Raw genomic sequence first — 23,842 nt, 5'->3', positions numbered from 1 at the left:
AATACTGCCGGGCCGGCCTCAAGACCGGCTCAGGACGACCTCCGGAAAGAGACAAGCCGGGGAGATCTAGAGCGTCACCGGTAGTCCCTGCAGCCCGTGGCTGCGGTAGGACGGGCGCCAGGCGAGCCGGTCGGCGGGTACGCCGAGCGCCAGGCCGGGGAACCGCTCCAGCAGCGCGCCGACCGCGACCTCGGTCTCCAGCCGGGCGAGTGCGCTGCCGAGGCAGTGGTGGATGCCGTGGCCGAACGCCAGGTGTGCGTTGTCCTCCCGTGCCACGTCGAACCGGTCGGGGTCGGGGAAGCGGCCGGGGTCGCGGTGCGCGGTGGCCAGGCAGAGCAGCACGGTGTCGCCGGCCGGGACGGTGTGCCCGTCGATGTGGACGTCCTCGACGGGGAACCGGCGGATGGCGTACGGGACCGGGCTGGCGAAGCGGAGCATCTCCTCGACGGCCGAGGGCATCGCGGCGGGATCGGCGCGCAGGGCGGCCAGCTGCTCGGGGTGGGTGAGCAGCGCGAGGACGCCGTTGCCGATCAGGTGGACGGTCGTCTCGTAGCCGGCCCAGAGGATGAGGAACGCCAGCGAGGTCAGCTCGTCCTCGCCGAGCCGGTCGCCGTCCTCGTCGCGGAGGCCGATCAGGGCGGTGATCAGGTCGTCCCCGGGCCGGGCGCGTTTGCCCGCGACCAGGTCGGCCAGGAGCCGGTGCAGGCCGAGGACGGCCTCCCGCGCCAGCTCCGGTGGCTGCGACGGCGCTGGCGTGAGCAGGGTTGCGGTCCAGGTGCGGAACCGCTCGCGGTCGTCGGACGCCACGCCGAGCAGCTCACCGATGACCGTGACCGGCAGCGGCACAGCGAGGTCCGCCACCAGGTCGCCGTGGCCGCGCTCGGCGATGCGGTCGAGCAGCCGTGCGGTGAGGCGGCGCACGTAGGGGCGCAGCTGCTCGACGCGGCGGGCGGTGAACTCCCGCGACACCAGGCGGCGCAGCCGGGTGTGGTCCGGGGGATCGAGGTTCAGCAGGTTCGCGTCCAGTGCCGGCGGCAACGCGAAGCCGCGGTAGCCGCCCGCGGAGTTGCGTTTGTTCAGCGACAGCCGCGGGTCGTTGAGCAGCGCGCGTATGTCGGCGTAGCGGGTGACCAGCCAGACCGGCGTCCCGTCCGGCGTGACGGCCCGGTGCACCGGGCCGGACGTCCTGAGTCGGGACAACGCCGGGTAGGGGTCCGCCATGAAGCCGGCGTCGTCCGTCAACACGAACGGGTGCTGCCGGTTCAAAGTGGATGCCACGCAATCTCCTCAGCCGTTGCGGTTCAGCACCGGGCCGAACAGCCGCTGCGCCTGCTCGGCGCGCAGCCCGACGAACGTGCCGGTCGCCGTGACCAGCACGGTATCGGGCTCTGCGGCGGTGGCGATGGTCCCGTGCGCGGTCACCCGCCGCCCGTCGACCGCGCTCACCTCGGCGGTCAGGCGCAGCGGCGTCAACAGCGGCACCGGCGCGCGGTAGGCGGTGTCGAGGCGCACCGTCATGCCCGGGTGGCCGGACGTGCTCACCGCGTACCCGAGCATCTGGTCTAGCAGCATCGCGCTCACGCCGCCGTGCACGAACCTCGGTGGACCCTCGAAGGCGAGCCCGAGCGTGCAGTAGCCGACCGCCGTCCCGCCGATGTGCTCGATGCGCAGCGGCGGGGCCAGCGCGCTTCCCGTGCCGGTCACCGGGTTGTACATCCGGACCCCGTCGAGCAGGTCGTCGGCGCTCGGCAGCTGGTCCCGGTCGCGGATCCGCTCGCCCAGCGGGGCCGCGACCTGGCGGATCCGTTCGGCGGCGCGGCGCAGTTCGTCGGTCGGCGCCTCGGTCGCGGTCGCGTGCTCGACCAGGATCCGCAGCGCCTCACCGAGCTCGCCGATGGCGGTGCGCCGTAGGTTCCGCGCCGGTTCGGCCCAGCCGATCCGGTCGCCGACGGCCTCGGGTGCGGCATGGCTGTCCGTCAACGCACATCCCCCGACCGGTCATCGGCGCACCTGGCCGGCGCGCACGTACAGCATCAGGTTCTATCAGCGTTGCCGCAGCTGAGGCCTCTGACCCTAGTGAAACTCATCACACTGCTATAACCTGTTCTAGTTGTTCGGATGAGCGGCTGGGGATGCCATGACGGTCACCGTGGAGTACGACGTCGTCGTTGTCGGCGCCGGCGCTGCCGGGATGGCGGCCGCACTGGCGACCGCCCGCAACGGATTGAGCACCGTGGTGCTCGAGAAGGCGCCGGTGTACGGCGGCTCGGCGGCCCGCTCGGGCTCCGGCATCTGGATACCCAACAACGAGGTGATCCTGGCCGCCGGGGTGCCGGACACGCCCGAGAAGGCGGACACCTACCTGGCCGCCGTGGTCGGGCCCGACGTGCCCGCCGCGCGACGGCGGGCGTTCCTGTCGAACGGCCCAGCCATGATCTCGTTCCTGCAGCGCTGGACGCCGCTGCGGTTCCGCTGGATGGAGAGCTACTCCGACTACTACCCCGAGCTGCCCGGCGGCATGCCGAACGGCCGCTCGATCGAGCCGTCCGCGCTGGACGCCAACATCCTCGGCGCCGAGTACGCCAACCTGAACCCGGCGTACATGCCGACGCCGGACGGCACCGTGGTCTACACAGTGGACTACAAGTGGCTGACGCTCATCGCCCGGCACCCGAACGGCCTGGCGACCGCGTCCCAGATCGTGTGGCGCTACCTGCAGGCCGTCGCGGCCGGGCAGCGGCCGATCACCATGGGGCAGGCGCTCGCCGGCGGCCTGCGCGCCGGCCTGCTGGCCGCGGACGTGCCGGTCTGGCTGAACACGCCGCTTGTCGACCTGCATGTCTCCGGTGGCCGGGTGGCCGGGGTGCTGGCCAACCGCGACGGCGCCGAGCTGCTGGTCCGGGCCCGGCGCGGCGTCATCGTCGGCAGCGGCGGCTTCGAGCACAACGAGCGGATGCGCAAGCAGTTCCAGCAGGCGCCGATCGGCGTCGACTGGACCGTCGGCGCCGCGTCCAACACCGGCGACGGCATCGAGGCCGGGCAGCGGGCCGGCGCCGCACTGGAGCTGATGGACGACGCCTGGTGGGGGCCGATGATCCCGCTGCCGGAGGGCCCCTACTTCTGCCTGTCCGAGCGGACGTTGCCCGGCACCGTGTTCGTCAACGGCGCCGGCCGGCGCTTCGTCAACGAGGCCGCGCCGTACAGCGACGTCGTGCACGTCATGTACGCCAAGAACACCGAGGCGGCACCCACCATCCCGTGCTGGATGATCACCGACCAGGACTACCGCAACCGCTATCTGTTCAAGGACCTGTCGCCCGCGCTGCCCTATCCCGACGCCTGGTACGCCGGCGGCGCACTCCGCAAGGACTGGACCATCGAGGGCCTGGCCGGGAAGATCGGGGTGCCGGCGGCCGCCCTGCGTGCCACGGTGAACCGGGCCAACGCGCAGGCCCGCGCCGGTAGGGACACCGACTTCGCCCGCGGCGACAGCGGCTACGACGCCTACTTCGCCGATCCCACCAACCGGCCCAGCCCGTGCCTCGCGCCGATCTGGCTGCCGCCCTTCTACGCGTTCAAGATCGTGCCCGGTGACCTGGGCACGAAGGGCGGCATGCGCACCGACGGCCGGGCTCGCGTGCTGCGCCCGGACGGCTCGGTGATCCCCGGCCTCTACGCCGCCGGCAACGCCAGCGGCGCGGTCATGGGGCGCAGCTACGCCGGAGCTGGCTCCACCCTCGGGCCGGCCATGACCTTCGGGTACGTGGCCGGGCTCGACATCGTCGCCGGCTCACCCGGCTGAGCGACGACCCGCCCAACAAGGAGGAGACATGCCCAAGGTCAGCGTCTCGGCCGGTGTGGCCGCCGGACCCGACAAGGTCTGGCAGCTCGCCGTGGACCTGCCACGAGTTCCCGAGTGGAACACCATGCACGAGGGGTTCACCGGGGAGGTTCCGGAGACCCTCACCGAGGGCGCCACGTACAAGCAGCGGGTGAAGCTGATGGGCATGCCCGCCGAGATGTCCTGGCGGGTGACCACCGCCGAGGCGCCCAAGCGGATCGAGCTCTCCGGCGACGGCCCGATGGGCGTCAAGGCGCGCAACGGTTTCCTGATCGAACCGGATGGGGACGGCTCGCAGGTCACCTACGAGATGGAGTTCATCGGTCCGGCGCTGGCCGGTCCGATGGGCGGCATGCTGGAGAAGCAGGCCGGCCAGGCGGCCGAGAAGGCGCTCGCCAAGTTCACCGCACTGCTCGGCTGACCCGCTGCGCCGGCCGCGCCGCTCACCGCAGCAGGAGGCGGCTGGCCAGCTCCAGGTGGTTGACCACGTCGTTGGCCGAGGCGCGGCGGGTCACCCACGCCACCAGGTTGGACAGCCACACGTCGCCGATGACCCGCGCCTTGGCCCGGTCGTCGGCGGTCGGCTCGCCGTCGTGCATGGCCCGGGTGAACATGTCCTCCATCAGCCGGGCGACGGCGTTGACCTCGGCGCTGGCCGAGGGGTCGGCGAACATGAAGGCCCGGGTCATCGCCTCGGTGACCAGCGGTTCGCGCTGCATCGCCCGGGTCACCCGGCCGAGCACGTAGAGGGTCCGCTCGTGTGGCGTCTCGCCCGGGATCGGCTTGCGGTCCAGCTTGTCCTGCAACTCCTCGAGCTCCAGGGCCAGGGCCGACACCAGAAGGTGGATCTTGGAGGGGAAGTAGCGGTAGAGGGTGCCGAGGGCGACCTCGGCCTTCTCCGCGACCGTGCGCATCTGCACCGCCTCGTAGCCGCCCTTGGACGCGAGCTGCAGCGTTGCCTCGAGGATCCGCCGGCGTCGATCCCGCTGCGCGGCCGAGCCCTGCTCCGCCTCCGCGCCGCCGAGCGCGCTCCGGCCGGCTCCCGTGCTGGTATTGGTTCTCGACGCTGCCATGGTGACCTCTCGCGGCGATCCGGCCGCGGTCAGTGACCGGGCCCAAGTCCTCCCACCAGCGTACCAATGGTGTGTTGCCGCGCCGTGTCGGCGACGGGTGGCGCGCCCAAATTGAAACGTGTTCTAATTGCTGGACGGTGCTCGGGAACGGGAGGCTTGACGTGGGGGTGGGTCCGGACTTCCGGTTGGACGAGGCACAGGAGACCGTCGCCCGCCTCGCCGGCGAGGTGCTGGACGGCAACGCGGACACGCCGGAGCGGGCGTGGAAGGCGCTCGGCCAGGCGGGCCTGCTGTCGCTGGCGGTGCCGTCCCGGCTCGGCGGCTCCGGGCTCGGCATGCTGGAGGTCGGCCTCGTGCTGACCGAGGTCGGCCGTCGCGCGGTCGCGGTGCCGGCGCTGTCCACGCTGGCCCTCGGCGTGCTGCCGGTGGCCCGCTGGGGTGCGCCCGGGCAGCAGCGTGAACTCCTGGCCGGCGTGGGGGAGGGGCGGGTCCTGACCGCCGCCGTGTCCGAGCCGTCCGATCCGCTGCCGGTGTCCCCGCGCACCACGGCCACCGCCGACTGGCGGATCACCGGCACGAAGACCGGCGTCCCGTACGCCGCCGAGGCGCACCGCATCCTGGTGCCGGCGCGGGTGAGCGGCGGCGGGGTGGCGGTCGTCGTGGTCGACCCGGCGGCCGGCGGGGTGTCGCTGCGCCGCACGCCGAACTCGGGCGGGACCCCCGAGTATTCCGTGCGGCTGGACGGGGTCGCGGCGCAGCCGCTCGGCGACGACACCGACGGCGGTTGCGCGCGGGACCTGCACCGCTTCGCCGTGGCCGGCGCCTGCGCCGTCGGCGACGGCGCGCTGGCCGGCGCCCTCCGGCTGACCAGCGAGCACGTCCGCACCCGGCACCAGTTCGGCCGGCCGCTCGCCGCCTTCCAGGCCGTCGCACAGCAGATCGCCGACGTCTACGTCACCGCGCGCACGCTGCACCTGGCGGTGCTCGCCGCGTGCTGGGCGGCCGGCACCGGACGCCCGGCGGACGACGACCTCTGGATCGCCGCGCACTGGCTGACCGCCGAGGCGCCGCCGGCGGTGCGCTCCTGCCACCACCTGCACGGCGGGCTCGGTCTCGCCGCCGACTACCCGCTGCACCGGCACAGCTCCCTGATCCGGGACCTGGTGCGTTTTCTCGGCGGGGCCGAGCACTGCCTGCAGCGGCTGGGAGGACGCGTTGCACATCGACCTGACTGACGGGCAGCGCGCGTTGCGGGCGCGGCTGCGCGTGTACCTGGGCGGGCTGTTGTCGCCGGCACAGCGGGGCGTCCTGCTGCGCGAGCGGCACGGCGCGGCATACCGCGAGGTGGTGGCCAGGATGGGCGCCGACGGCTGGCTGGGGCTGGGTTTCCCCACCCGGTACGGCGGCGGCGGGCTCGGGGCGGTGGAACAGCAGATCTTCGTCAACGAGGCGGCCCGTGCCGACGTGCCGCTGCCCGCGGTCACCCTGCAGACCGTGGCGCCGACGCTGCTGGCGCACGGCACGCCGGAACAGCGGGAGCGCTTCCTGCCGGACATCCTCGCCGGGCGGATCCACTTCGCGATCGGCTACACGGAGCCGGAGGCGGGCACCGACCTGGCCGCGCTGCGCACCCGGGCGGTCCGCGACGGCGACGAGTACGTGGTCAACGGCCAGAAGACCTTCACCACCGGCGCGCACGACGCGGACTACCTCTGGCTCGCCTGCCGGACCGACCCCGGCGCGGACCGCCACCGCGGCCTGTCCGTGCTCATCGTGGACACCCGGGACCCGGGCTACTCGTGGACGCCGATCATCACCTGCGACGGGGCGCACCACGTCAACTCGACATACCTCAGCGACGTCCGGGTGCCGGTGTCGATGCGGGTGGGCGCGGAGAACGGCGGCTGGCGGTTGCTGACCACCCAGCTCAACCACGAGCGGGTGATGCTGGGCCCGGCCGGGCGGCTGGCCGCGCTGCACGATCGGGTACGCGGGTGGGCGGCGACCCGCCGGGACCCGGACGGCGTCGCGCTGCTCGACCTGCCGGACGTGCGCCGGGCGCTGGCCCGGGTGTACGCCGCCTGGCGCGTCAACGAGCTGCTCAACTGGCAGGTGACCGGCGCGGAGCCGGCCGGTGCCGCCGACGCCTCGGCCACCAAGGTCTTCGCGTCGGAGCGGCTGCTGCGGCTCGGCCAGGAGCTTGAGGAGATGGTCGGACGCTACGGCGACCCCACCGACGAGGCGACCGCCGACCTCGCGTCCTGGTGGGACGTCCAGGCCAAACGCAACCTCGTGCTGACCTTCGGCGGCGGGGTGAACGAGATCCAGCGGGAACTCATCGCAACCGCGGGCCTCGGCCTGCCCCGGGTACCGCGGTAGCCAGGGTGGAGGCGCGCATGGACGACGCGATCGAGCTGGCCGCGCGGCGGATCGCCGCGGCCGGCGAGGGCCCGGCGCGGCTCGCCCGGGACCCGGTGAACCTGCCGGCGATCCGCGGCTGGCTGGAGGCGCTCGGCGACACCAACCCCTGCTATGAGAGCCGGGGCGTCGCCCCGCCGGCGATGGCACAGGTGTGGACGATGCGCGGGCTGCGCCCGGCCGACGACGATCAGGGCGATCCGCTGCGGGCCATGTCCACGGTGCTCGACGAGGCCGGCTTCACCTCGGTGGTGGCGACCGACTGCGAGCAGACCTACCACCGGTACCTGCGCGCCGGCGAGCGGGTGGCCGTGCGGAGCCGCCTGGTGGAGGTGTCCGGACCCAAGCGCACCGCGCTGGGCGAGGGCTGGTTCGTCACCACCGAGAGCACCTGGTACGTCGGGGACGATCCGGTGGCCACCATGCGGTTCCGGGTGCTGAAGTTCCGTCCGGCGGCGCCGCCGGCCGCCGCCGAACCCGCGATGCGGCCCGCGGTCGGCCCGGACACCGCGTTCTTCTGGGCCGGCACGGCCGCCGGCGAGCTGCGGATACAGCGCTGCGAGGGTTGCGGCGCGCTGCGCCATCCGCCGGGACCGGGCTGCCCGCGCTGCGGCGCCACGAAGCCCGGGTACGTCGTGGCCGCCGGCACCGGCCGGGTCTACAGCTACGTGGTGCACCGTCACCCGCCGCTGCCCGGCCGGCGGCTGCCGGTGGTGATCGCCCTGGTCGAGCTCTCGGAGGGGGTACGCATGGTCGGCGAGCTGCGCGGCACGGCGCCCGGCGAGGTGTGCATCGGCGCGCCCGTGCGGGTGGAGTTCGTGCGGGTGGACGACGAGCTGACGCTGCCGGCCTGGCGGGTGACGCCATGAACGTCGGCGCGGCGCTGCCGCCGCTGCGGCTCGAGGTGACGCCCACGATGGTGATCAGCACGGCGCTGGCCACCCGCGACTTCCAGGACGTGCACCACGACCGGGACGCGGCGGTCCGCCGCGGCGGCCGGGACATCTTCCTCAACATCCTCACCACCACCGGCCTGGTGCAGCGCTACGTCACCGACTGGGCGGGTCCGCTGGCCGTGGTGCGCGGGATCGCGGTCCGGCTCGGCGCACCCTGCTACGCCAACGACACGCTGACCCTCAGCGGCCGGGTGACCGAGGTCGACGGCGGCGGCGACTGCGTGGTCGCGGTGGTCGGGCGTACCGCGGACGGCGAGCATGTCCGTGGCACGGTCCGGGTGTCGCCGTGATCGCGCGGACGGCCGCGATCGCCGGCATCGCGGCGACCGAGTTCTCCAAGGACTCCGGCCGCAGCGAGCTGCGGCTCGCGGTCGAGGCCACCCGAGCGGCGCTGGACGACGCCGGCCTGACCCCGGCCGACGTCGACGGCATGGTCACGTTCGCGATGGACGACAACGCGGAGATCGCGGTGGCCCGCGAGCTGGGCGTCGCCGAGCTGAGCTTCCTCAGCCGGATCGGCTACGGCGGCGGCGCGGCGTGCGCGGTCGTGCAGCAGGCGGTGCTCGCCGTCGCGGCCGGGCTGGCCGAGGTGGTGGTCTGCTACCGCGCGCTCAACGAGCGGTCCGGGCGCCGGTTCGGGCGGGCCGCCGCGGAGCTGGCACAGGCGCGCACGTCCGCCGGCTTCGACGCGGGCTGGCACTACCCGATGGGGCTGGCCACGCCGGCCGCGATGGTCGCCATGGTGGCCCGGCGCTACCTGCACGAGTTCGGTGCGAGCACCGACGACTTCGGCCGGGTGGCGGTGGCGGCCCGCCGGCACGCGGCCACGAACCCGCACGCCTGGTTCCACGGCCGGCCGATCACCCTGGACGAGCACCGCGACTCCCGGTGGATCGCCGAGCCGCTGCGGCTGCTGGACTGCTGCCAGGAGAGCGACGGCGCGGTCGCGGTGGTGGTCACCTCGGTGCGGCGGGCCCGCGACCTGGCGCGGCCGCCGGCGGTGGTCTGCGCCGCGGCGCAGGGCAGCGGCCCGGACCAGTTCGTGATGACCAGCTACTACCGCGACGAGGTGGCCGCCCTGCCCGAGATGGGGGTGGTGGCCCGCCAGCTCTGGCGGCAGTCCGGCTTCACCGCGTCCGACGTGCGCACCGCCGTGCTCTACGACCACTTCACGCCGTACGTGCTCATGCAGCTGGAGGAGCTGGGGTTCTGCGGGCGCGGCGAGGCCCGGCACCTGGTCGCCGACGGCGGGATCGAGCTGGGCGGCCGGCTTCCGGTCAACCCGCACGGCGGGCAGCTCGGCGAGGCGTACATCCACGGCATGAACGGCATCGCCGAGGCCGTGCGCCAGGTCCGCGGCACCGCGGTCAACCAGGTCGCCGGCGACGGGCCGGTGCTTGTCACCGCGGGCACCGGCGTGCCGACCAGCGGCCTGATCCTCAGCGCGGCGTGATCAGGGCGTCGGACAGCGCGGGCGCGTCGTCCCGGTCGGCCACCGTGGCGCGCAGCAGCAGCCGGCCGTCCTCGCGCCAGATGCGGGTGCGCAGCGTCTCGCCCGGGAAGACCACGCCGGCGAACCGGCAGGAGTAGCCGGCCACCCGGTCCGGGTCGCCGTCCAGCGCGGCGTCCACCGCCGCCTTGGCCACGATTCCGTACGTGCAGAGGCCGTGCAGGATCGGGCGGGGGAAGCCGGCCGCGGCGGCGAACGCCGGGTCGACGTGCAGCGGGTTGCGGTCGCCGCACAGCCGGTACCAGAGCGCCTGCCGCGGGTCGGTGCGGCTGAGCACCTCGACGTCCGGTGCGCGCGCCGGCACCGGCACCCGGGTGTCCGGCCCGCGGTCGCCGCCGAAGCCGCCCTCGCCCTTCGCGAAGATGCTGATCCGGCTGGTGAACAGCGGGGTGGTCGTCTCGGTGACCACGACCGCGGCGCTGCCCTTGTCGTAGACGGCGGCGATGCGCGACCCGGCGTGGGTCCGCCCGCCGGGCGGGATCGGGCGGTGCATGATCAGCTCCTGCCGGCCGTGCACGACCCGCCGCAGGTCGACCTCGACGCCGGGCATGGACACCTTCGGCGGCTCGGTGTCCCGCAGCGTGGTGGCCACCGTGGCGAAGGTGGGCAGCACGCCGCGCAGGGCGCCCTCGTAGACGTACCGGAGCTCGTCGGCGCCGGCACCGACGGCCAGGTGGTAGAGCAGCACGTCGGTGCTGTCCCAGCGCAGGTCGCGCCCGGGCAGCTCGGCGCCGACGGCGATGTCGGGATCGATCGGCATCAGTCCTCCTCGGTTGGTGCCACTGCGGCCACCGGGTCGGCCGGGTCGGCGGCGGTGGCGGCGAGGTCGAGCGCGGCCAGGTAGCCGAACGTGATGGCCGGGCCGAGCGTGGCGCCGGCGCCCGCGTAGCCGCGCCCCATCACCGACGCGCCGGCGTTGCCCGCCGCGTACAGCCGGGGGATGGGCGTGCCGTCGTCGCGCAGCACCCGGGCCCGCTCGTCGGTGCGCAGCCCGCCCTTGGTGCCCAGGTCGCCCGGCACCACCCGGAAGGCGTAGAAGGGCGGCTTGCGCAGCCGGCCGAGGCACGGGTTGGGCCGGTTGCGCGGGTCGCCGTAGTACCGGTCGTAGGCCGAGTCGCCGCGCTGGAAGTCGTCGTCGTGACCGCGGTCGGCGAACTCGTTGAACCGCCGCACCGTCTCGCGCAGCGCCGCCGCGGGTACGTCGATCCGCCCGGCCAGTTCGTCCAGGGTGCCCGCCCGGTGCGCCACCCCGGCGTCGAACCAGCGGCCGGGCAGCGGCGCCCGGGGGCCGCGCCCGGCGAAGAGGTAGCGGTCCCGGTACGTCTGGTCGGTGACCAGCCAGGCCGGCGTGTTCGGCCCGTGCTCACCGTCGCGGGCGAGCATGGCGTGCACGGCGTCGACGTAGGGCGCCGACTCGTTGACGAACCGGCGCCCGGCGGAGTTGACCAGGACGCACCCGGGCAGATTGCGCTCGGCGAGGCAGAAGTACGGCCCGCCGGGGAACGGGATGGACGGTCCCCACCACGCCTCGTCCATCAGGTCCAGCGCCGCGCCGAGCCGCCGGCCCGCCTCGATGCCGTCGCCGGTGTTGCCCGGCGCGCCGACCGTCCACGCGGTGCCGACCGGCTGGTATCGCCGGCGCATCGGCTCGTTCTGCTCGAATCCGCCGCTGGCGAGCACCACGCCGCGGCGGGCCCGCAGCATGCTCCGCCCGTCCTGCCCGGCACGGATGCCGGTGACCCGGTCCCCGTCGATCAGAAGTTCGGTCATCGGCGTGCCGAGCCGGACCGGGACGCCCGCGGCGCGCAGCCCGACCCGCAGCCCGGCGGCGAGCGCCTGACCCATGGTGAGCAGCGGCCGCCGCCGGAGCCGGTTGACGACGCTGCCGCCTGCGAGCCGGACCGCGGTGAGCACCGAGCGGGGGTGGCGGCCGGCCAGCGACAACCACCGGTAGTCGGCCGCGGTCACCGCCATGCCGTTCGGCGCGGCGCGGTACGGCGGGGCGAGCGTGTTCCGGTCGGGGCCGAGCAGCCGGGCGTCGAGCGGCCGCGGGTCGACGGTGCGGCCGCCGGGCAGGCCGCCGGGCGCCTCGGGATGGTAGTCGGGATAGCCGGGCACCCAGGCGAAGTCCAGCGGGGTGTGCGCGCGGACGAACGCGAGCGCGGCCGGCCCGTACGCGATCAGCGCCTGCCGGCGGGCCGGGGCCACCTCCTCGCCGGCGACGTGGTCCAGGTAGGTCCGCGCCGCGGCGTCGCTGTCGGCGACGCCGGCCCGGCGGAGCACCTCGTTGCCCGGAAGCCAGAGCCCGCCGCCCGAGCGGGCGGTCGAACCGCCGAAGACGCCGGCCTTCTCGACGACGATCGCGCTGAGCCCGTGCCGCGCCGCGGCGAGCGCGGCGGTCATGCCGGCGGCGCCGCTGCCGACCACGACCACGTCGAATTCCGCCTCATCCACAGTCACTAGAACAGGTTATAGTTAGTCGCGCTCTGGTGCTATCACTAAAAGGGAAATGCTCTTGATACGTGTTTCAGAAGCCGGGAGGATCGGTGACCGAGCCGTGGGACGAGTCCACTGACGTCGTGGTGGTGGGCTTCGGCGCGGCGGGCGCCTGCGCCGCGATCGAGGCGGCCGAGTCCGGCGCCGGGGTGCTCGTGCTGGACCGGTTCGCCGGCGGCGGCGCCACCGCGATCTCCGGCGGAGTCGTCTACGCCGGCGGGGGCACGCCGCAGCAGCTCGCGGCGGGCGTGACCGACACGCCACAGGCGATGTTCGACTACCTGAGCCAGGAGGCCGGCGACGTCGTCTCGGCGGCGACCCTGCGGCGGTTCTGCGACACCAGCGTCGGCATGACGGTCTGGCTGGAGGCGCGCGGCGTGCCGTTCAACGGCCGCCTGTGCCCGTACAAGACGTCGTACCCGACCGACCGGCACTACCTCTACCAGTCCGGCAGCGAGTCGTCGTTCGCACACCTCGCCCCGCCGGCGCCCCGCGGGCACCGCGCCTACGGCCGCGGCACGTCCGGGCGCGTGCTGTTCGCCGGGCTCGCCGCGGCCGCCCGTGCCCGCGGCGCCGAGATCCTCGCGCAGACCCGCGCCGAGCACCTGGTCACCGACCCGGACGGCCGGGTGGCCGGCGTGCGGTGCCGCACCCTGCGCGGCGCGCCCGCCTGGGCCCGGATCGGCCACCGCGTCCTGCACCGGTGGTCGGTCAAGCCCGGCCTCTACCTGCCCGCGCTCGGCCGGGCCCTGCACCGGCCGGTGGCGTGGCTGGAGCGCCGGTACGGCCGCCCGCTGCGGATCCGCGCCCTGCGCGGCGTCGTGCTCGCCAGCGGCGGGTTCGTGTTCAACTCGCGGATGCTGCGCGAACACGCCCCGGACTACCGCGGCGGGCTGCGGCTGGGCACGCCCGGCGACGACGGCTCCGGCATCCGGATGGGCGCCGCCGTCGGCGCCGGCACCGGGCACCTCGACCGGGTCACCCTCTGGCGCTTCCTCAGCCCGCCGGCCGCGCTGCTGTCGGGCCTGCTGGTGGATCGCGACGGCCGCCGGGTCTGCGACGAGTCCCGCTACGGCGCGGCGATCGGCGACGCCGTGCTGCGCCGCCCCGGCCGGCGGGCGTGGCTGCTCGTCGACGCGGCGATCCTGGCCGAGGCCCGGCGCCAGCTCCGCGGCCAGACGCTCTGGTTCCAGCGGCTGCAGGCGCGGTGGCTGCTGTCCGCCGACCGGGTCGCGGCGCCGACCCTGGCGCGGGTCGCGGCGCGGGCCGGGGTGGATCCGGCGGGCCTGCTGGCCACCGTGGAGGCCTACCGGGCCGGCCCGCCCGACCCCGCCGGCAAGCCGGACGACCTGGTCCGGCCGCTGGTCCGGCCGCCGTACTCGCTCATCGACGTCTCGGTGCGCTCCCGGGCGGCCGCGCCGGCGCCGATGCTGACCCTCGGCGGCCTGCTGGTCGACGAGGCGAACGGGCAGGTGCTGCGGGCCGACGGCAGCGGCGTGCCGGGGCTCTACGCCGCCGGGCGTACCGCCGTCGGCATCTGCTCCCGGTCGTACGTCAGCGGCCTGTCGCTGGCCGACTGCGTCTTCTCCGGCCGGCGGGCGGGCCGGGACGCCGCGACCGCGGACCGAGGAGGGATGCATGCTCACCGAGGCTGATCGCCGGACGCTCGCGGACCGGCTGTACGCCGCCGAGCGGGACCGCGCGCCGATCCCGCCGCTGATCCTGCTCCGGCCGGACCTGGCGGCCGCCGACGCGTACGAGATCCAGCTGCACAACGTGCGCCGCCGGGGCGGCACCGTCGTCGGGCACAAGGTCGGCCTGTCGTCGAAGGCGATGCAGCGGATGATGGGCGTCGACGAGCCCGACTACGGTCACCTGCTGGCCGACATGCGGCTGACGGAGACGGAGCCGGTGGACGCGCGGCGCTTCTGCTTCCCACGGGTCGAGATCGAGGTCGCCTTCCTGCTCGGCGCCGACCTGCCCGGCCGGGACTGCACCGAGGACGACGTGCTGGCCGCCACCGAGGCGTACGCGCCGTCGATCGAGCTGATCGACAGCCGGATCGAGGACTGGCGGATCAGCCTGGCTGACACGATCGCCGACAACGCCTCCTCGGCCGGCTTCGTCGTCGGCGCGGCGCGCGTGCGGCCGTCGGCCATCGACATCCGCGGCATCGACGCGGTGCTGTACCGGGGCGCTGAGGCGGTCGCGCAGGGCCGCTCCGACGCGGTGCTCGGCAATCCGGTGACCGCGGTCGCCTGGCTGGCGCGGACGGTCGCGGCCTTCGGGGTGCGGCTCCGCGCCGGGCATCTCGTGCTGCCGGGCGCCTGCGCCCGCGCCGTGGACGCGCACCCGGGCGACGAGTTCCGGGCGGTCTTCACCGGCCTCGGCGAGGTCGGTCTCTCGTTCGCGGAGGTGTCGGATGGGTAAGGTCACGGCCGCCGTCGTCGGTTCCGGCAACATCGGCACCGACCTGCTGCACAAGCTGCTGCGCTCGCCGCTGATCGAGCCGCGCTGGATGGTCGGCATCGACCCGGGCAGCCCGGGGCTGCGCCGCGCCGCCGACCTGGGCGTGGCGACCAGCGCGGCCGGCGCGGACTGGCTGCTCGCCCGGGACCCGCTGCCCGACCTGGTCTTCGAGGCCACCTCGGCGGCCGTGCACCGGGCCAACGCGCCGCGCTACGCGGCCGCCGGGATCCGGGTGGTCGACCTGACCCCGGCCGCGATCGGGCCGTACGTGGTCCCGGAGGTCAACCTCCGGGCCCACCTGGACGCACCCAACGTCAACCTCATCACCTGCGGCGGCCAGGCGACCATCCCGATGGTGTACGCGGTGTCCCGGGTGACGCCGGTCGCGTACGCCGAGGTGGTGGCGACCGTGGCGGCGCGCTCGGCCGGCCCGGGTACCCGGGCGAACATCGACGAGTTCACCCGCACCACCTGCCGGGCCATTGAGCGGGTCGGCGGCGCGGGGCGCGGCAAGGCGATCATGGTGCTCAACCCGGCCGACCCGCCGCTCATCATGCGCGACACGGTGTTCTGCGCGGTGGGCTCCGAGGTGGACACCGGCGCGGTGACCGACTCGATCGTGGCGATGGCCGCCGCCGTGGCCCGCTACGTGCCGGGCTACCGGCTGCTGAACGAGCCGCAGTTCGACCCGCCGTCGGCGGCGACCGGCGGGATGAGCCGGGTCGCGATCTTCGTCGAGGTCGCCGGCGCCGGCGACTTCCTGCCCGCGTACGCCGGCAACCTGGACATCATGACCGCCGCCGCGACCCGGGTCGGCGAGGAGCTCGCCCGGTCCGCGGTGCCCGCCTGAACCGCCGTCTTCACCCCGGAGGCCCGCATGCTGCCCCGCCGCTTCTCCGCCGACCTGGACCTGCGGGTCACCGACTCCGCGCTGCGCGACGGCTCGCACGCCAAGCGCCACCAGTTCACCGCCGCCGAGGTGGCCGCGGTGGTCGCCGCCCTGGACGCGGCCGGCGTGCCGGTGATCGAGGTGACGCACGGCGACGGCCTGGGCGGATCGTCGTTCACCTACGGGCTGAGCCACACCCCGGAGCAGGAGCTGATCGCGGTCGCGGTGCGGACCGCGACCCGGGCGAAGATCGCGTTCCTGATGCTGCCCGGCGTCGGCGTCATCGACGACATCCGCGAGGCGGCCGGCAACGGCGCGAGCGTGTGCCGGATCGCCACGCACTGCACCGAGGCCGACATCGCCGTCCAGCACTTCGGTCTGGCCCGCGACCTCGGGCTGGAGACCGTCGGCTTCCTGATGATGGCGCACTCCCAGGCGCCGGAGGCGCTGGCCCGGCAGGCCCGGATCATGGCCGATGCCGGCTGCCAGTGCGTGTACGTCGTCGACTCGGCCGGGGCGCTCGTGCTCGACCAGGTCGGCGACCGGGTCGCCGCCCTCGTGGCGGAGCTGGGCGACGACGCGCAGGTGGGCTTCCACGGGCACGAGAACCTCGGCCTCGGCGTGGCCAACTCGGTGCTGGCCGCGCGGGCCGGCGCCACCCAGATCGACGGCAGCACCCGGCGGTTCGGCGCCGGCGCCGGGAACACGCCGGTGGAGGCGTTCGTCGGCGTCTGCGACAAGCTCGGCATCCGCACCGGCATCGACTTCTTCGCCATCGTGGACGCGGCCGAGGACGTGGTGCGCCCGACCATGCCGGACGAGTGCCGGCTGGACCGGCTCGCGCTGATCATGGGGTACGCGGGCGTCTACTCCAGCTTCCTCACGCACGCCTTCACGCTGGGGCAGCGCTACGGGGTGTCCGGTGCGGAGATCCTGGTGCGGGCGGGGGAGCGCCGGCTGGTCGGCGGCCAGGAGGACCAGCTCATCGATATCGCGGTCGGGCTCAGCCGGGAGGCGGCCGGGCTCAGTAGTAGGTGACGGACACCCTCTCGCTGCGGGCGACGGCCTGGCAGGCCAGGATGTAGCCGTCGGCGAAGTCCTCGTCCTCCAGCACCTCGTTGTGCACCAGGTCGACCTCGCCGGTCAGCAGCCGGCACGCGCACGCACCGCAGTTGCCCTGCCGGCACGAGTACGGCGGGTTCAGCCCGGCCGAGATGATCACGTCGAGCAGCCGGGTGCCGGCCGGCCAGGCCAGGTGATGGGTCTGCCCGTCGAGGGTCACCTCGGCGGTGGCGTCCCGCGCCCCGGCCGGCGGTCCGGCCGCGTCCGGCGCCGCCGCGCACGGCAGGGCGTCGAAGCGCTCGATGCGGGTGCGCCGCTCGGGCACGCCGGCGTGCCGCAGCGCCTCGAGGGCCACCAGGACGAACGGTTCCGGGCCGCAGACGAAGGCCTCCCGATCCGTGTACGCGGACAGCAGCGGCGCCAGCGCGTCCCGGCTCGGCGCGCCGCGGTCGCCGTCCAGCCAGTGCGTCACCGTCAACCGGTCGCCGTGGCGCTCGCACAGCGCGGTCAGCTCCGCGTCGAAGATGACCGAACGCCGGTCCCGGTTGGCGTACACCAGGGCGAGCCGGCCGCGCCCGGCGGCCAGCACCGACTTGATGATGGCCATTACGGGGGTGATGCCGCTGCCGCCGGCGAGCAGCAGCAGGTCGTCGTCGAGCGACGCGGGGGTGAAGAACCCGGCCGGCGGCGCGAGGTCCAGGGCTGCGCCGGCCCGCACGTGGTCGCAGATCCAGTTGGAGGCCTGACCGTCGGGTACCCGCTTCACGGTGATCCGCAGATGCTCGTCGGTGTGCGGGGAGCTGGAGAGCGAGTAGGACCGGGCGAAGACCCGGCCGCCGTCCCGGACGCGGACCGTGAGGTACTGCCCGGGCCGGTAGGAGAAGGCCGCCGCGAGCTCCGGCGGCACCGGCAGCACGAGCGTGTGCGCGTCGGGGGTCTCGGTGATGACCTCGGCGACCAGGAGCCGGTGGAACGACGGGGTAGCGGCGCCGTTCTGTTCCATCACGCCACCTCCAGGCGGCCCTCGTGCACCGCCCGCTCGATGCTGTCGCGCAGGCTGGGGCAGGACGGTACCAGGGCGGTGGGGCGGCCGTCGGCGGCCAGCGCGGCGAGCTCGTCGCACTCGCGGGTGGCCGCGGTGGTCCACTGCACGCTCGTCTGCTGCGGGCTCGACTTCTTCGCCCGCACCCGGGCGCCGCACCGGCCGCAGCGCAGCTCGGCGAGGCCGCCCTCCAGGTACGCGCGCTGCTCTGCCAGCGTGTCGGCCCGGGTCATGAAGGCCGCGCCGGGCTGGTCTGGCGGGCCTGGTTCTCGGCCACCTCGGCCTCCCAGGCCTGCACCGCCCGGGTGGTGTCCACCTCGAACTCGTACCGGGCCACCATGTCGTCGGTCACGTCCTCGACGTCCACATAGAACTGTTCGTACCAGCGGCGCAGCTGGTACACCGGGCCGTCCTCGGCGCACAGCAGCGGATTGTCGATCCGGCTCTTGTTCTGCCAGATCTCCACGTCCTGCAGGAAGCCCAGCCCGATGCTCTTGGAGAACCGGGCCGCCGCCCTCTCGGCCTGCGCGGTGGTCAGGCCCGGCAGCCGCTTGACGATGACTCCCCATTGCAGCACGAACGAGGTCGGCGTGACCGGGTAGTGGCAGTTGATCAGCACCGACTCGACGCCGATTCCCTGCCAGTCGTGGTGCAGATAGTCGATCATGTACGACGGCCCGTAGTACGCGGCCTCGGAGCGCAGCGTCGCGTCGCCGGACTGGGCCGCGGCGATCGGCACGTCCGGCCGCGGCCGGGTATGCAGGAACTGCGCCGCCACGTGGCCCTCCAGGACGTTCTTGAAGAACGTGGGGAAGGCGAAGTGGATGTAGAAGAAGTGCGCCATGTCCACCACGTTGTCGATGACCTCGCGGCAGTTCGCGCCGTCGATCCTGACCGAGTCCCAGGTCCACGGGCTCCACTCGTCGGAGAACGCGCCCTCGATGCGGGGTATGGCGAGCTCGGCCGGGGGCCGGGAGCCCTGCGGGTCGTTCCAGACGAACAGCTGGCGGTTCTCCTCCTGGGTGATCCACGACCGGGTCCGGGCCCGCAGCGGCACCCGGTGCGCGTAGGGCACCGCCTGGCACCGGCCGTCGCCGCCCCAGCGCCAGTCGTGGAACGGGCAGGCGACCGCGTCCCCCTTGACGGTGCCCATGGTGAGGTCGCCGCCCATGTGCCGGCAGTAGCCGTCGAGCACCTGCAGGGCACCGGTGGAGTCGGCGAACACGACGAGCTTGGTGCCGAAGGCCTCGATGGCGTGCGGTCTGCCGTCGCGGAAGGAGTCGGCGAGCCCGAGGCAGTGCCATCCCCTGGCGAACCTGGTCGGTGGAGCCCCGGTGTCGATCGTCCGTGCTGCTGCCTCGCCGTTGCTCATGAGCCGCTCTCCAGGTCCTATGGAACGCGTTGCAGATGTTGCCGCGTAGGCGGTGGTCCTGTAGGTAGAACGTGTTCTAGTATAGGGGCCGGGTGGTTCGTCAGCCAACCCGGTGGAGGGATCTCATGGAGACAAGCCCCGGTGCCGCGGTCCGCGCCCGCGTGGAGGAGTTGCTGCCGGTCCTGCGGGACCGCGCCCAGGAGACCGAGGACCGCCGCGTGCTCGCGCCGGAGACGATCAAGTCGCTGGCCGAGACCGGGTTCTTCCGGCTCCTGCAGCCGGCCCGGTTCGGCGGCATCGAGGCGGACCCGCTGACCTTCCTCGGCGGCGTGCGCGACATCGCCGGCGCGTGCGGCTCGACCGGCTGGGTCGCCTCGGTGATCGGGGTGCACAACTGGCAGCTCGCCCTCTTCCCCGACCGGGCGCAGCAGGACGTCTGGGGCGACGACCCCGGCACCCGGATGTCGTCGTCCTACGCGCCGACCGGCAAGGTGCGTGCGGTGGACGGCGGATACCGGATCGACGGCCGGTGGAGCTTCTCCTCCGGCTGCGACCACGCCGACTGGGTGCTGCTCGGCGGGATCGTGCCGCCGGGCGAGGACGGCGCGCCCGCCGACTTCCGCACCTTCCTGCTGCCCGCCGCGGACTACACGATCGAGGACGTCTGGGACACCGTCGGGCTGCGCGGCACGGGCAGCAACGACATCGTGGTGGACGACGCCTTCGTGCCCGCGTACCGGTCGCTGAGCTTCAACGACACCGCGCGCTGCGTCTGCCCGGGGCAGGAGCTCAACACCGCCCCGCTCTACAGGATTCCGTACGGGTCGCTGTTCTCCTATGCGATCACCACGCCGATCATCGGCATGGCCACCGGCGCGTACGACGCACACGTGAGCTACCTGCGCGAGCGGGTGCGCGCCGCGTACGCCGGGGTGCGCGCGGCCGAGGACCCGTACTCGCAGGTGCGGGTCGCCAACGCGGCGAGCGACCTGGACTCGGCCTGGCTCGCGTGCGAGAACAACATGCGGGAGCTGATGAGCCTGGCCGGCGCCGGGCAGAAGCTGCCGATCCGGCTGCGCCTGCGGGTCCGCCGGGATCAGGTGCGCGGCACCGAGCTCGCGATCCAGGCGGTGGACCGGCTCTTCGAGAACTCCGGCGGACGGGCGCTCGCGACCGGAACCCCCATCCAGCGGTTCTGGCGCGACGCGCACGCGGGCCGGGTGCACGCGATCAACGACCCCGAGCGGGCGCTGTCCCTGTACGGCCGCGGCGAGTTCGGCCTGTCGACCGCCGACGCGATGGTGTGAGGACGACATGACCACGAGCAGCACCGTGACCACCACCACCGCACACGCGGCCGGCCTGCGGTTCCACCGCGCCGGCCCGGACGACCGCCCGGCGTCCACCGTCGTGCTGCTGCACGGCGGCGGCCCGGGCGTCTCGGCGCTGAGCAACTTCGGGCGGACGCTGCCGGTCTTCGGCGCGCGCTTCGACACCCTCGCGGTCGACCAGCCGGGCTACGGCGGGTCGCCGATCGGCGCGATCACCGGGCAGTACTTCACCCACGCCGCCGACGCGCTCGCCGCGCTCCTGGACGAGCTGGGCCTCGACCGGGTCGACCTGGTCGGCAACTCGCTGGGCGGCGGCACGGCGGTCCGGTTCGCCCTGCGTTACCCGCGGCGGGCCGGCCGGCTGCTGCTCATGGGCCCGGGCGGCCTGGGCCTGAACGTGCTCGCCGCCGACCCGACCGAGGGCGTCAAGCGGCTCATGGGCTTCGCCGCGCCGCCCGGCCCGAGCCGGGAGAAGATGGCCGCCTTCCTGCGCACGCTCGTCTTCGACCCGAGGCTGGTCACCGACGAGTTGATCGAGGAGCGGTTCCGGGCGGCGAGCGAACCGGCGGCGCTGGCCGCGATGCGCGAGATGGGCGCCTCCTTCACCGACCCCGAGCGGGCCGAGGAGGGGATGCTCTGGCGCGAGGCGCACCGGCTGCGCCAGGAGGTGCTGCTGGTCTGGGGCCGGGAGGACCGGGTCAACCCGCTGGACGGCGCGCTCGTGGCGCTCAAGCTGATCCGCCGGGCGCGGCTGCACGTCTTCGGCGGCTGCGGGCACTGGGCACACCTGGAGAAGTTCGACGAGTTCAACCGGCTGGCCTTCGACTTCCTGGAAGGGGAGACACCGTGAGTCTCATCCGATCCCTCGGCTACCTGCGCGTCGAGGCCACCGACCTCGCCGCGTGGCGCGAGTTCGGCGTCAAGGTGCTCGGCATGGTCGAGGGCCGCGGGCCGGACGCGTCCGCGGTGTACCTGCGGATGGACGACCTGCCGGCCCGCATCGTGGTGGTGCCGGGCGAACGGGACCGGTTGGCGGCCACCGGCTGGGAGGTCGCCGACCCGGCGGCGCTCGGCCGGCTCGCCGGCGTGCTGGAGGAGGCCGGCACCGCGATCAAGCCGGCCGGGGCGGACGAGCTCGCCGACCGGCGCGTCGCGCAGCTGCTCGGCGTGGACGACCCGTTCGGCAACCGCCTGGAGTTCTTCTGCGGCGCCGCCCTGGACAACCGCCCCGCGATCAGCCCGTACGGCAACCGGTTCGTGACCGGGGGGCAGGGCATGGGGCACGTGGTGCTTCCGGCCGGCGACGACGCCGCGGCGTTGCGCTTCTACACCGAGGTGCTCGGCTTCCGGCTGCGCGACTCGATGCGGCTGATTCCGGAGACCATCGGCCTGCCGCCGAGCGACCGTCCGCTGTGGATGCGGTTCCTCGGCTGCGGTCCGCGCCACCACAGCGTCGCGCTGGCACCCATTCCGGCTCCCAGCGGCCTGATCCACCTCATGATGGAGAGCGAGACGCTCGACGACGTGGGCCGGGCCATGGATCGCTGCGCCAGATACAAGGCGCCGCTGATCTCCACGCTCGGACGGCACGCCAACGACCTGATGGTCTCCTTCTACGTGCGCACGCCGAGCGGCTTCGACATCGAGTACGGCACGGGCGGGCTCACCGTCGACGACGGCTCGTGGGTGGCCCGGCAGACCACCGCGCACAGCATCTGGGGCCACCGCTTCCTGCGCGGCGGCGGGCACTGAGGCCCGGGGTGTCGGTAATCCCGGTGGGCGTGGACACGCGGCGCTTCCGCCGGGTGTTCGGCCACTTCTGCACCGGCGTCACGGTGATCACGACCGTGGACGGCGAAGGCCCGGCCGGCTTCGCCTGCCAGGCGTTCGCCCCGCTCTCGCTGGACCCGCCGCTTGTGCTCTTCTGCCCGCAGGCCGGCTCCGACACCTGGCGGCGCATCCGGAAGCCCGGCGTGTTCTGCGTCAACGTGCTCGCCGAGGACCAGCGGGAGCTGTCCCGCACCTTCGGCATCCGCGGTGCGGACCGGTTCGCCGGCGTCGACTGGCGACCGTCGCCGGCCGGCGCCCCGATCCTGGCCGGGGCGCTGACCTGGGCCGACTGCCGGGTGCGGGAGGTGCACTCCGGCGGCGACCACGACATCGTGGTGGGCCTGGTGACTGCGCTGGGCGACTGCCGCGACGCCGGCCCGTTGCTGTTCCACCGCGGCCGCTACACCGGCACGGCGGCGGTGTCGCCCTTCGAGTCGCCCGAGGTGGTCGACACCCTGCTCGCCTGGCCCCGGCACACCGACTGGATGTGACGGGGCCGCCCGGCGCGTCAGCCCGCCAGCACCGAGGACGCCAGGCGGGCGACGTGTCCGGCGGGCGCGCCGAACAGCTGGGCCGAGCCGTAGGCCCGGCGCAGGTAGAGATGCGCGTCGTGCTCCCAGGTGATGGCGATCCCGCCGTGCACCTGCACCATCTCCCCGGCGACCGCCTGCAGCGTCTCCGAGCAGTACACCTTGGCCACCGCGGCCCGGTCCGCGGCGTCCGGCGCCCCGGCCACCAGCGCCCCGACCGCCGCCAGCGACGCGGAACGGGCGGCCTCAACCCGTACGTGCGCCTCGGCGAGCCGGTGCTGCAGGGCCTGGAAGGAGCCGATCGGCCGGCCGAACTGGACCCGGGCCTTCGCGTACTCGACGGTGGCCGCCAGGGCCTGCGACGCGGCGCCGACCTGCTCGGCGCTGAGCGCGACGCAGGCCACGTCGCGCAGCCGGGGCAGCGCGGCGGCGCCGAGCCGGCGGCCCGGCGCCCCGTCGAGTCGGACCGTGCCGAGGCGGCGGGTCAGATCCAGCGACTTCGCCGCCCGGCGGCCGACCCCCGGCGAGGCGGCGTCCACCTCGTACAGTGCGGCGCCGCCGTGGTCGCGGGCGGCGACGAGCAGGGTGTCGGCGGCCTCGACGTCCAGGACGTGGTGTGCCGCGCCGGTGAGCCGGCCCTCGGCGTCGCCGGTCACCTCCGCGGCGTCCCAGGCGACGGCGGCGATCCGCTCCCCGGCGCAGATGCCGGGCAGCAGGCGCGCGCAGGCGTCCGCGTCGCCGGCGCCCAGCAGCGCCTCGACGGCGAGCACGGCGCAGCCCAGCATCGGCGCGGGGGTCAGCGTCCGGCCCAGCTCCTCCAGCACGACGTGCGTCTCGAGCAGGGTGGCGCCGGCGCCGCCGTACCGCTCGGGCACCGCCAGCCCGGCCACGCCGATCTCCTTGCACAGCCGCGCCCACAGCTCGGTGTCGTAGCCGGCCGGGGCCCCGATCGCCGCCCGGGTGGGATATCCGGCCAGCAGGCCGCGTACCGCGTACCGCAGTGCCTCGCGTTCGTGCTCCATG

Annotated in this window: 24 protein-coding genes; 15 read left to right on the top strand and 9 right to left on the bottom strand. The window is 74.3% G+C overall.

The window, feature by feature from the left end:
- Window positions 1-66: 66 nt before the first annotated feature.
- Entirely contained in the window at window positions 67-1,278 is a 1,212-nt protein-coding gene (locus AB0B58_RS30620) for a cytochrome P450 (RefSeq protein WP_360230565.1), read from the bottom strand.
- A 9-nt stretch (window positions 1,279-1,287) separates the two neighbouring features.
- Entirely contained in the window at window positions 1,288-1,938 is a 651-nt protein-coding gene (locus AB0B58_RS30615; protein WP_360230613.1) for a PaaI family thioesterase, read from the bottom strand.
- A gap of 199 nt (window positions 1,939-2,137) precedes the next feature.
- On the opposite strand from AB0B58_RS30615, the gene kstD (AB0B58_RS30610) reads away from it, so the two are divergent.
- Complete coding sequence (gene kstD / locus AB0B58_RS30610; RefSeq protein ID WP_360230563.1) at window positions 2,138-3,802, top strand: 3-oxosteroid 1-dehydrogenase; 1,665 nt, start codon at window positions 2,138-2,140, stop codon at window positions 3,800-3,802.
- 28 nt (window positions 3,803-3,830) lie between these two features.
- Complete coding sequence (locus AB0B58_RS30605; protein ID WP_360230561.1) at window positions 3,831-4,262, top strand: SRPBCC family protein; 432 nt, start codon at window positions 3,831-3,833, stop codon at window positions 4,260-4,262.
- Between the two features lie 22 nt (window positions 4,263-4,284).
- Here AB0B58_RS30605 and kstR read toward each other — a convergent pair whose 3' ends face one another.
- On the bottom strand, window positions 4,285-4,914 hold the full coding sequence (gene kstR, locus AB0B58_RS30600; RefSeq protein ID WP_360230559.1) for a cholesterol catabolism transcriptional regulator KstR: 630 nt from the start codon (window positions 4,912-4,914) through the stop codon (window positions 4,285-4,287).
- 167 nt (window positions 4,915-5,081) lie between these two features.
- Here kstR and AB0B58_RS30595 point away from each other — a divergent pair, with 167 nt between their 5' ends.
- The 5 genes from AB0B58_RS30595 to AB0B58_RS30575 are packed head-to-tail and all read left to right on the top strand — an operon-like array spanning window position 5,082 to window position 9,741.
- Window positions 5,082-6,149 (top strand): acyl-CoA dehydrogenase family protein, encoded by a 1,068-nt coding sequence (locus AB0B58_RS30595; protein WP_360230611.1) that lies wholly within the window; start codon window positions 5,082-5,084, stop codon window positions 6,147-6,149.
- The gene (locus AB0B58_RS30590) at window positions 6,130-7,293 is read left to right on the top strand and encodes an acyl-CoA dehydrogenase family protein (protein WP_360230557.1); all 1,164 of its coding nucleotides are present in this window, start codon (window positions 6,130-6,132) and stop codon (window positions 7,291-7,293) included. Before AB0B58_RS30595 ends, AB0B58_RS30590 begins: the two co-directional genes overlap by 20 nt.
- A 17-nt stretch (window positions 7,294-7,310) precedes the next feature.
- On the top strand, window positions 7,311-8,201 hold the full coding sequence (locus tag AB0B58_RS30585) for an OB-fold domain-containing protein (protein WP_360230555.1): 891 nt from the start codon (window positions 7,311-7,313) through the stop codon (window positions 8,199-8,201).
- Window positions 8,198-8,578 (top strand): MaoC/PaaZ C-terminal domain-containing protein, encoded by a 381-nt coding sequence (locus AB0B58_RS30580; protein ID WP_360230553.1) that lies wholly within the window; start codon window positions 8,198-8,200, stop codon window positions 8,576-8,578. The genes AB0B58_RS30585 and AB0B58_RS30580 overlap by 4 nt, the downstream gene beginning before the upstream one ends.
- Window positions 8,575-9,741 carry a lipid-transfer protein gene (locus AB0B58_RS30575; RefSeq protein ID WP_360230551.1) on the top strand — a complete coding sequence of 389 codons (1,167 nt, stop codon included), beginning with the start codon at window positions 8,575-8,577 and terminating at the stop codon, window positions 9,739-9,741. The genes AB0B58_RS30580 and AB0B58_RS30575 overlap by 4 nt, the downstream gene beginning before the upstream one ends.
- Here the strand turns inward: AB0B58_RS30575 and AB0B58_RS30570 are convergent.
- Entirely contained in the window at window positions 9,728-10,558 is an 831-nt protein-coding gene (locus tag AB0B58_RS30570; RefSeq protein WP_360230549.1) for a MaoC/PaaZ C-terminal domain-containing protein, read from the bottom strand. The genes AB0B58_RS30575 and AB0B58_RS30570 overlap by 14 nt on opposite strands.
- Entirely contained in the window at window positions 10,558-12,258 is a 1,701-nt protein-coding gene (gene kstD / locus AB0B58_RS30565) for a 3-oxosteroid 1-dehydrogenase (protein WP_360230547.1), read from the bottom strand. Before kstD (AB0B58_RS30565) ends, AB0B58_RS30570 begins: the two co-directional genes overlap by 1 nt.
- An 86-nt stretch (window positions 12,259-12,344) precedes the next feature.
- On the opposite strand from kstD (AB0B58_RS30565), the gene AB0B58_RS30560 reads away from it, so the two are divergent.
- Genes AB0B58_RS30560 through dmpG form a run of 4 tightly spaced genes read left to right on the top strand, consistent with a single transcriptional unit; the run spans window position 12,345 to window position 16,690 of the window.
- Entirely contained in the window at window positions 12,345-13,949 is a 1,605-nt protein-coding gene (locus tag AB0B58_RS30560) for an FAD-binding protein (protein ID WP_360230545.1), read from the top strand.
- Window positions 13,933-14,724, top strand: a complete 792-nt coding sequence (locus tag AB0B58_RS30555) for a 2-keto-4-pentenoate hydratase (protein WP_360230543.1) — start codon at window positions 13,933-13,935, stop codon at window positions 14,722-14,724. The genes AB0B58_RS30560 and AB0B58_RS30555 overlap by 17 nt, the downstream gene beginning before the upstream one ends.
- On the top strand, window positions 14,717-15,613 hold the full coding sequence (locus tag AB0B58_RS30550; RefSeq protein WP_360230541.1) for an acetaldehyde dehydrogenase (acetylating): 897 nt from the start codon (window positions 14,717-14,719) through the stop codon (window positions 15,611-15,613). Before AB0B58_RS30555 ends, AB0B58_RS30550 begins: the two co-directional genes overlap by 8 nt.
- A 27-nt stretch (window positions 15,614-15,640) precedes the next feature.
- The gene (gene dmpG / locus AB0B58_RS30545; RefSeq protein WP_360230539.1) at window positions 15,641-16,690 is read left to right on the top strand and encodes a 4-hydroxy-2-oxovalerate aldolase; all 1,050 of its coding nucleotides are present in this window, start codon (window positions 15,641-15,643) and stop codon (window positions 16,688-16,690) included.
- Here the strand turns inward: dmpG and AB0B58_RS30540 are convergent.
- The 3 genes from AB0B58_RS30540 to AB0B58_RS30530 are packed head-to-tail and all read right to left on the bottom strand — an operon-like array spanning window position 16,677 to window position 19,128.
- Window positions 16,677-17,717: a ferredoxin--NADP reductase gene (locus AB0B58_RS30540; RefSeq protein ID WP_360230537.1), complete on the bottom strand. Its 1,041-nt coding sequence runs from the start codon at window positions 17,715-17,717 to the stop codon at window positions 16,677-16,679. The genes dmpG and AB0B58_RS30540 overlap by 14 nt on opposite strands.
- Entirely contained in the window at window positions 17,717-17,989 is a 273-nt protein-coding gene (locus tag AB0B58_RS30535; RefSeq protein ID WP_360230535.1) for a hypothetical protein, read from the bottom strand. The genes AB0B58_RS30540 and AB0B58_RS30535 overlap by 1 nt, the downstream gene beginning before the upstream one ends.
- The gene (locus AB0B58_RS30530; RefSeq protein ID WP_360230533.1) at window positions 17,986-19,128 is read right to left on the bottom strand and encodes a Rieske 2Fe-2S domain-containing protein; all 1,143 of its coding nucleotides are present in this window, start codon (window positions 19,126-19,128) and stop codon (window positions 17,986-17,988) included. Before AB0B58_RS30530 ends, AB0B58_RS30535 begins: the two co-directional genes overlap by 4 nt.
- Before the next feature lie 125 nt (window positions 19,129-19,253).
- Here AB0B58_RS30530 and hsaA point away from each other — a divergent pair, with 125 nt between their 5' ends.
- Genes hsaA through hsaB form a run of 4 tightly spaced genes read left to right on the top strand, consistent with a single transcriptional unit; the run spans window position 19,254 to window position 22,780 of the window.
- Complete coding sequence (gene hsaA, locus AB0B58_RS30525; RefSeq protein ID WP_360230531.1) at window positions 19,254-20,435, top strand: 3-hydroxy-9,10-secoandrosta-1,3,5(10)-triene-9,17-dione monooxygenase oxygenase subunit; 1,182 nt, start codon at window positions 19,254-19,256, stop codon at window positions 20,433-20,435.
- Between the two features lie 7 nt (window positions 20,436-20,442).
- Complete coding sequence (hsaD, locus tag AB0B58_RS30520; RefSeq protein WP_360230529.1) at window positions 20,443-21,309, top strand: 4,5:9,10-diseco-3-hydroxy-5,9,17-trioxoandrosta-1(10),2-diene-4-oate hydrolase; 867 nt, start codon at window positions 20,443-20,445, stop codon at window positions 21,307-21,309.
- Window positions 21,306-22,211, top strand: a complete 906-nt coding sequence (hsaC, locus tag AB0B58_RS30515) for an iron-dependent extradiol dioxygenase HsaC (protein WP_360230527.1) — start codon at window positions 21,306-21,308, stop codon at window positions 22,209-22,211. Before hsaD ends, hsaC begins: the two co-directional genes overlap by 4 nt.
- Before the next feature lie 23 nt (window positions 22,212-22,234).
- Window positions 22,235-22,780, top strand: a complete 546-nt coding sequence (hsaB, locus tag AB0B58_RS30510) for a 3-hydroxy-9,10-secoandrosta-1,3,5(10)-triene-9,17-dione monooxygenase reductase subunit (protein WP_360230525.1) — start codon at window positions 22,235-22,237, stop codon at window positions 22,778-22,780.
- 17 nt (window positions 22,781-22,797) lie between these two features.
- Here hsaB and AB0B58_RS30505 read toward each other — a convergent pair whose 3' ends face one another.
- Window positions 22,798-23,841, bottom strand: a complete 1,044-nt coding sequence (locus AB0B58_RS30505) for an acyl-CoA dehydrogenase family protein (RefSeq protein ID WP_360230523.1) — start codon at window positions 23,839-23,841, stop codon at window positions 22,798-22,800.
- Window position 23,842: the final 1 nt, after the last annotated feature.

The organism is Actinoplanes sp. NPDC049118, assembly GCF_040648555.1.
Lineage (GTDB): Bacteria > Actinomycetota > Actinomycetes > Mycobacteriales > Micromonosporaceae > Actinoplanes.
This window is presented reverse-complemented; position numbering and strand designations above follow the sequence as displayed.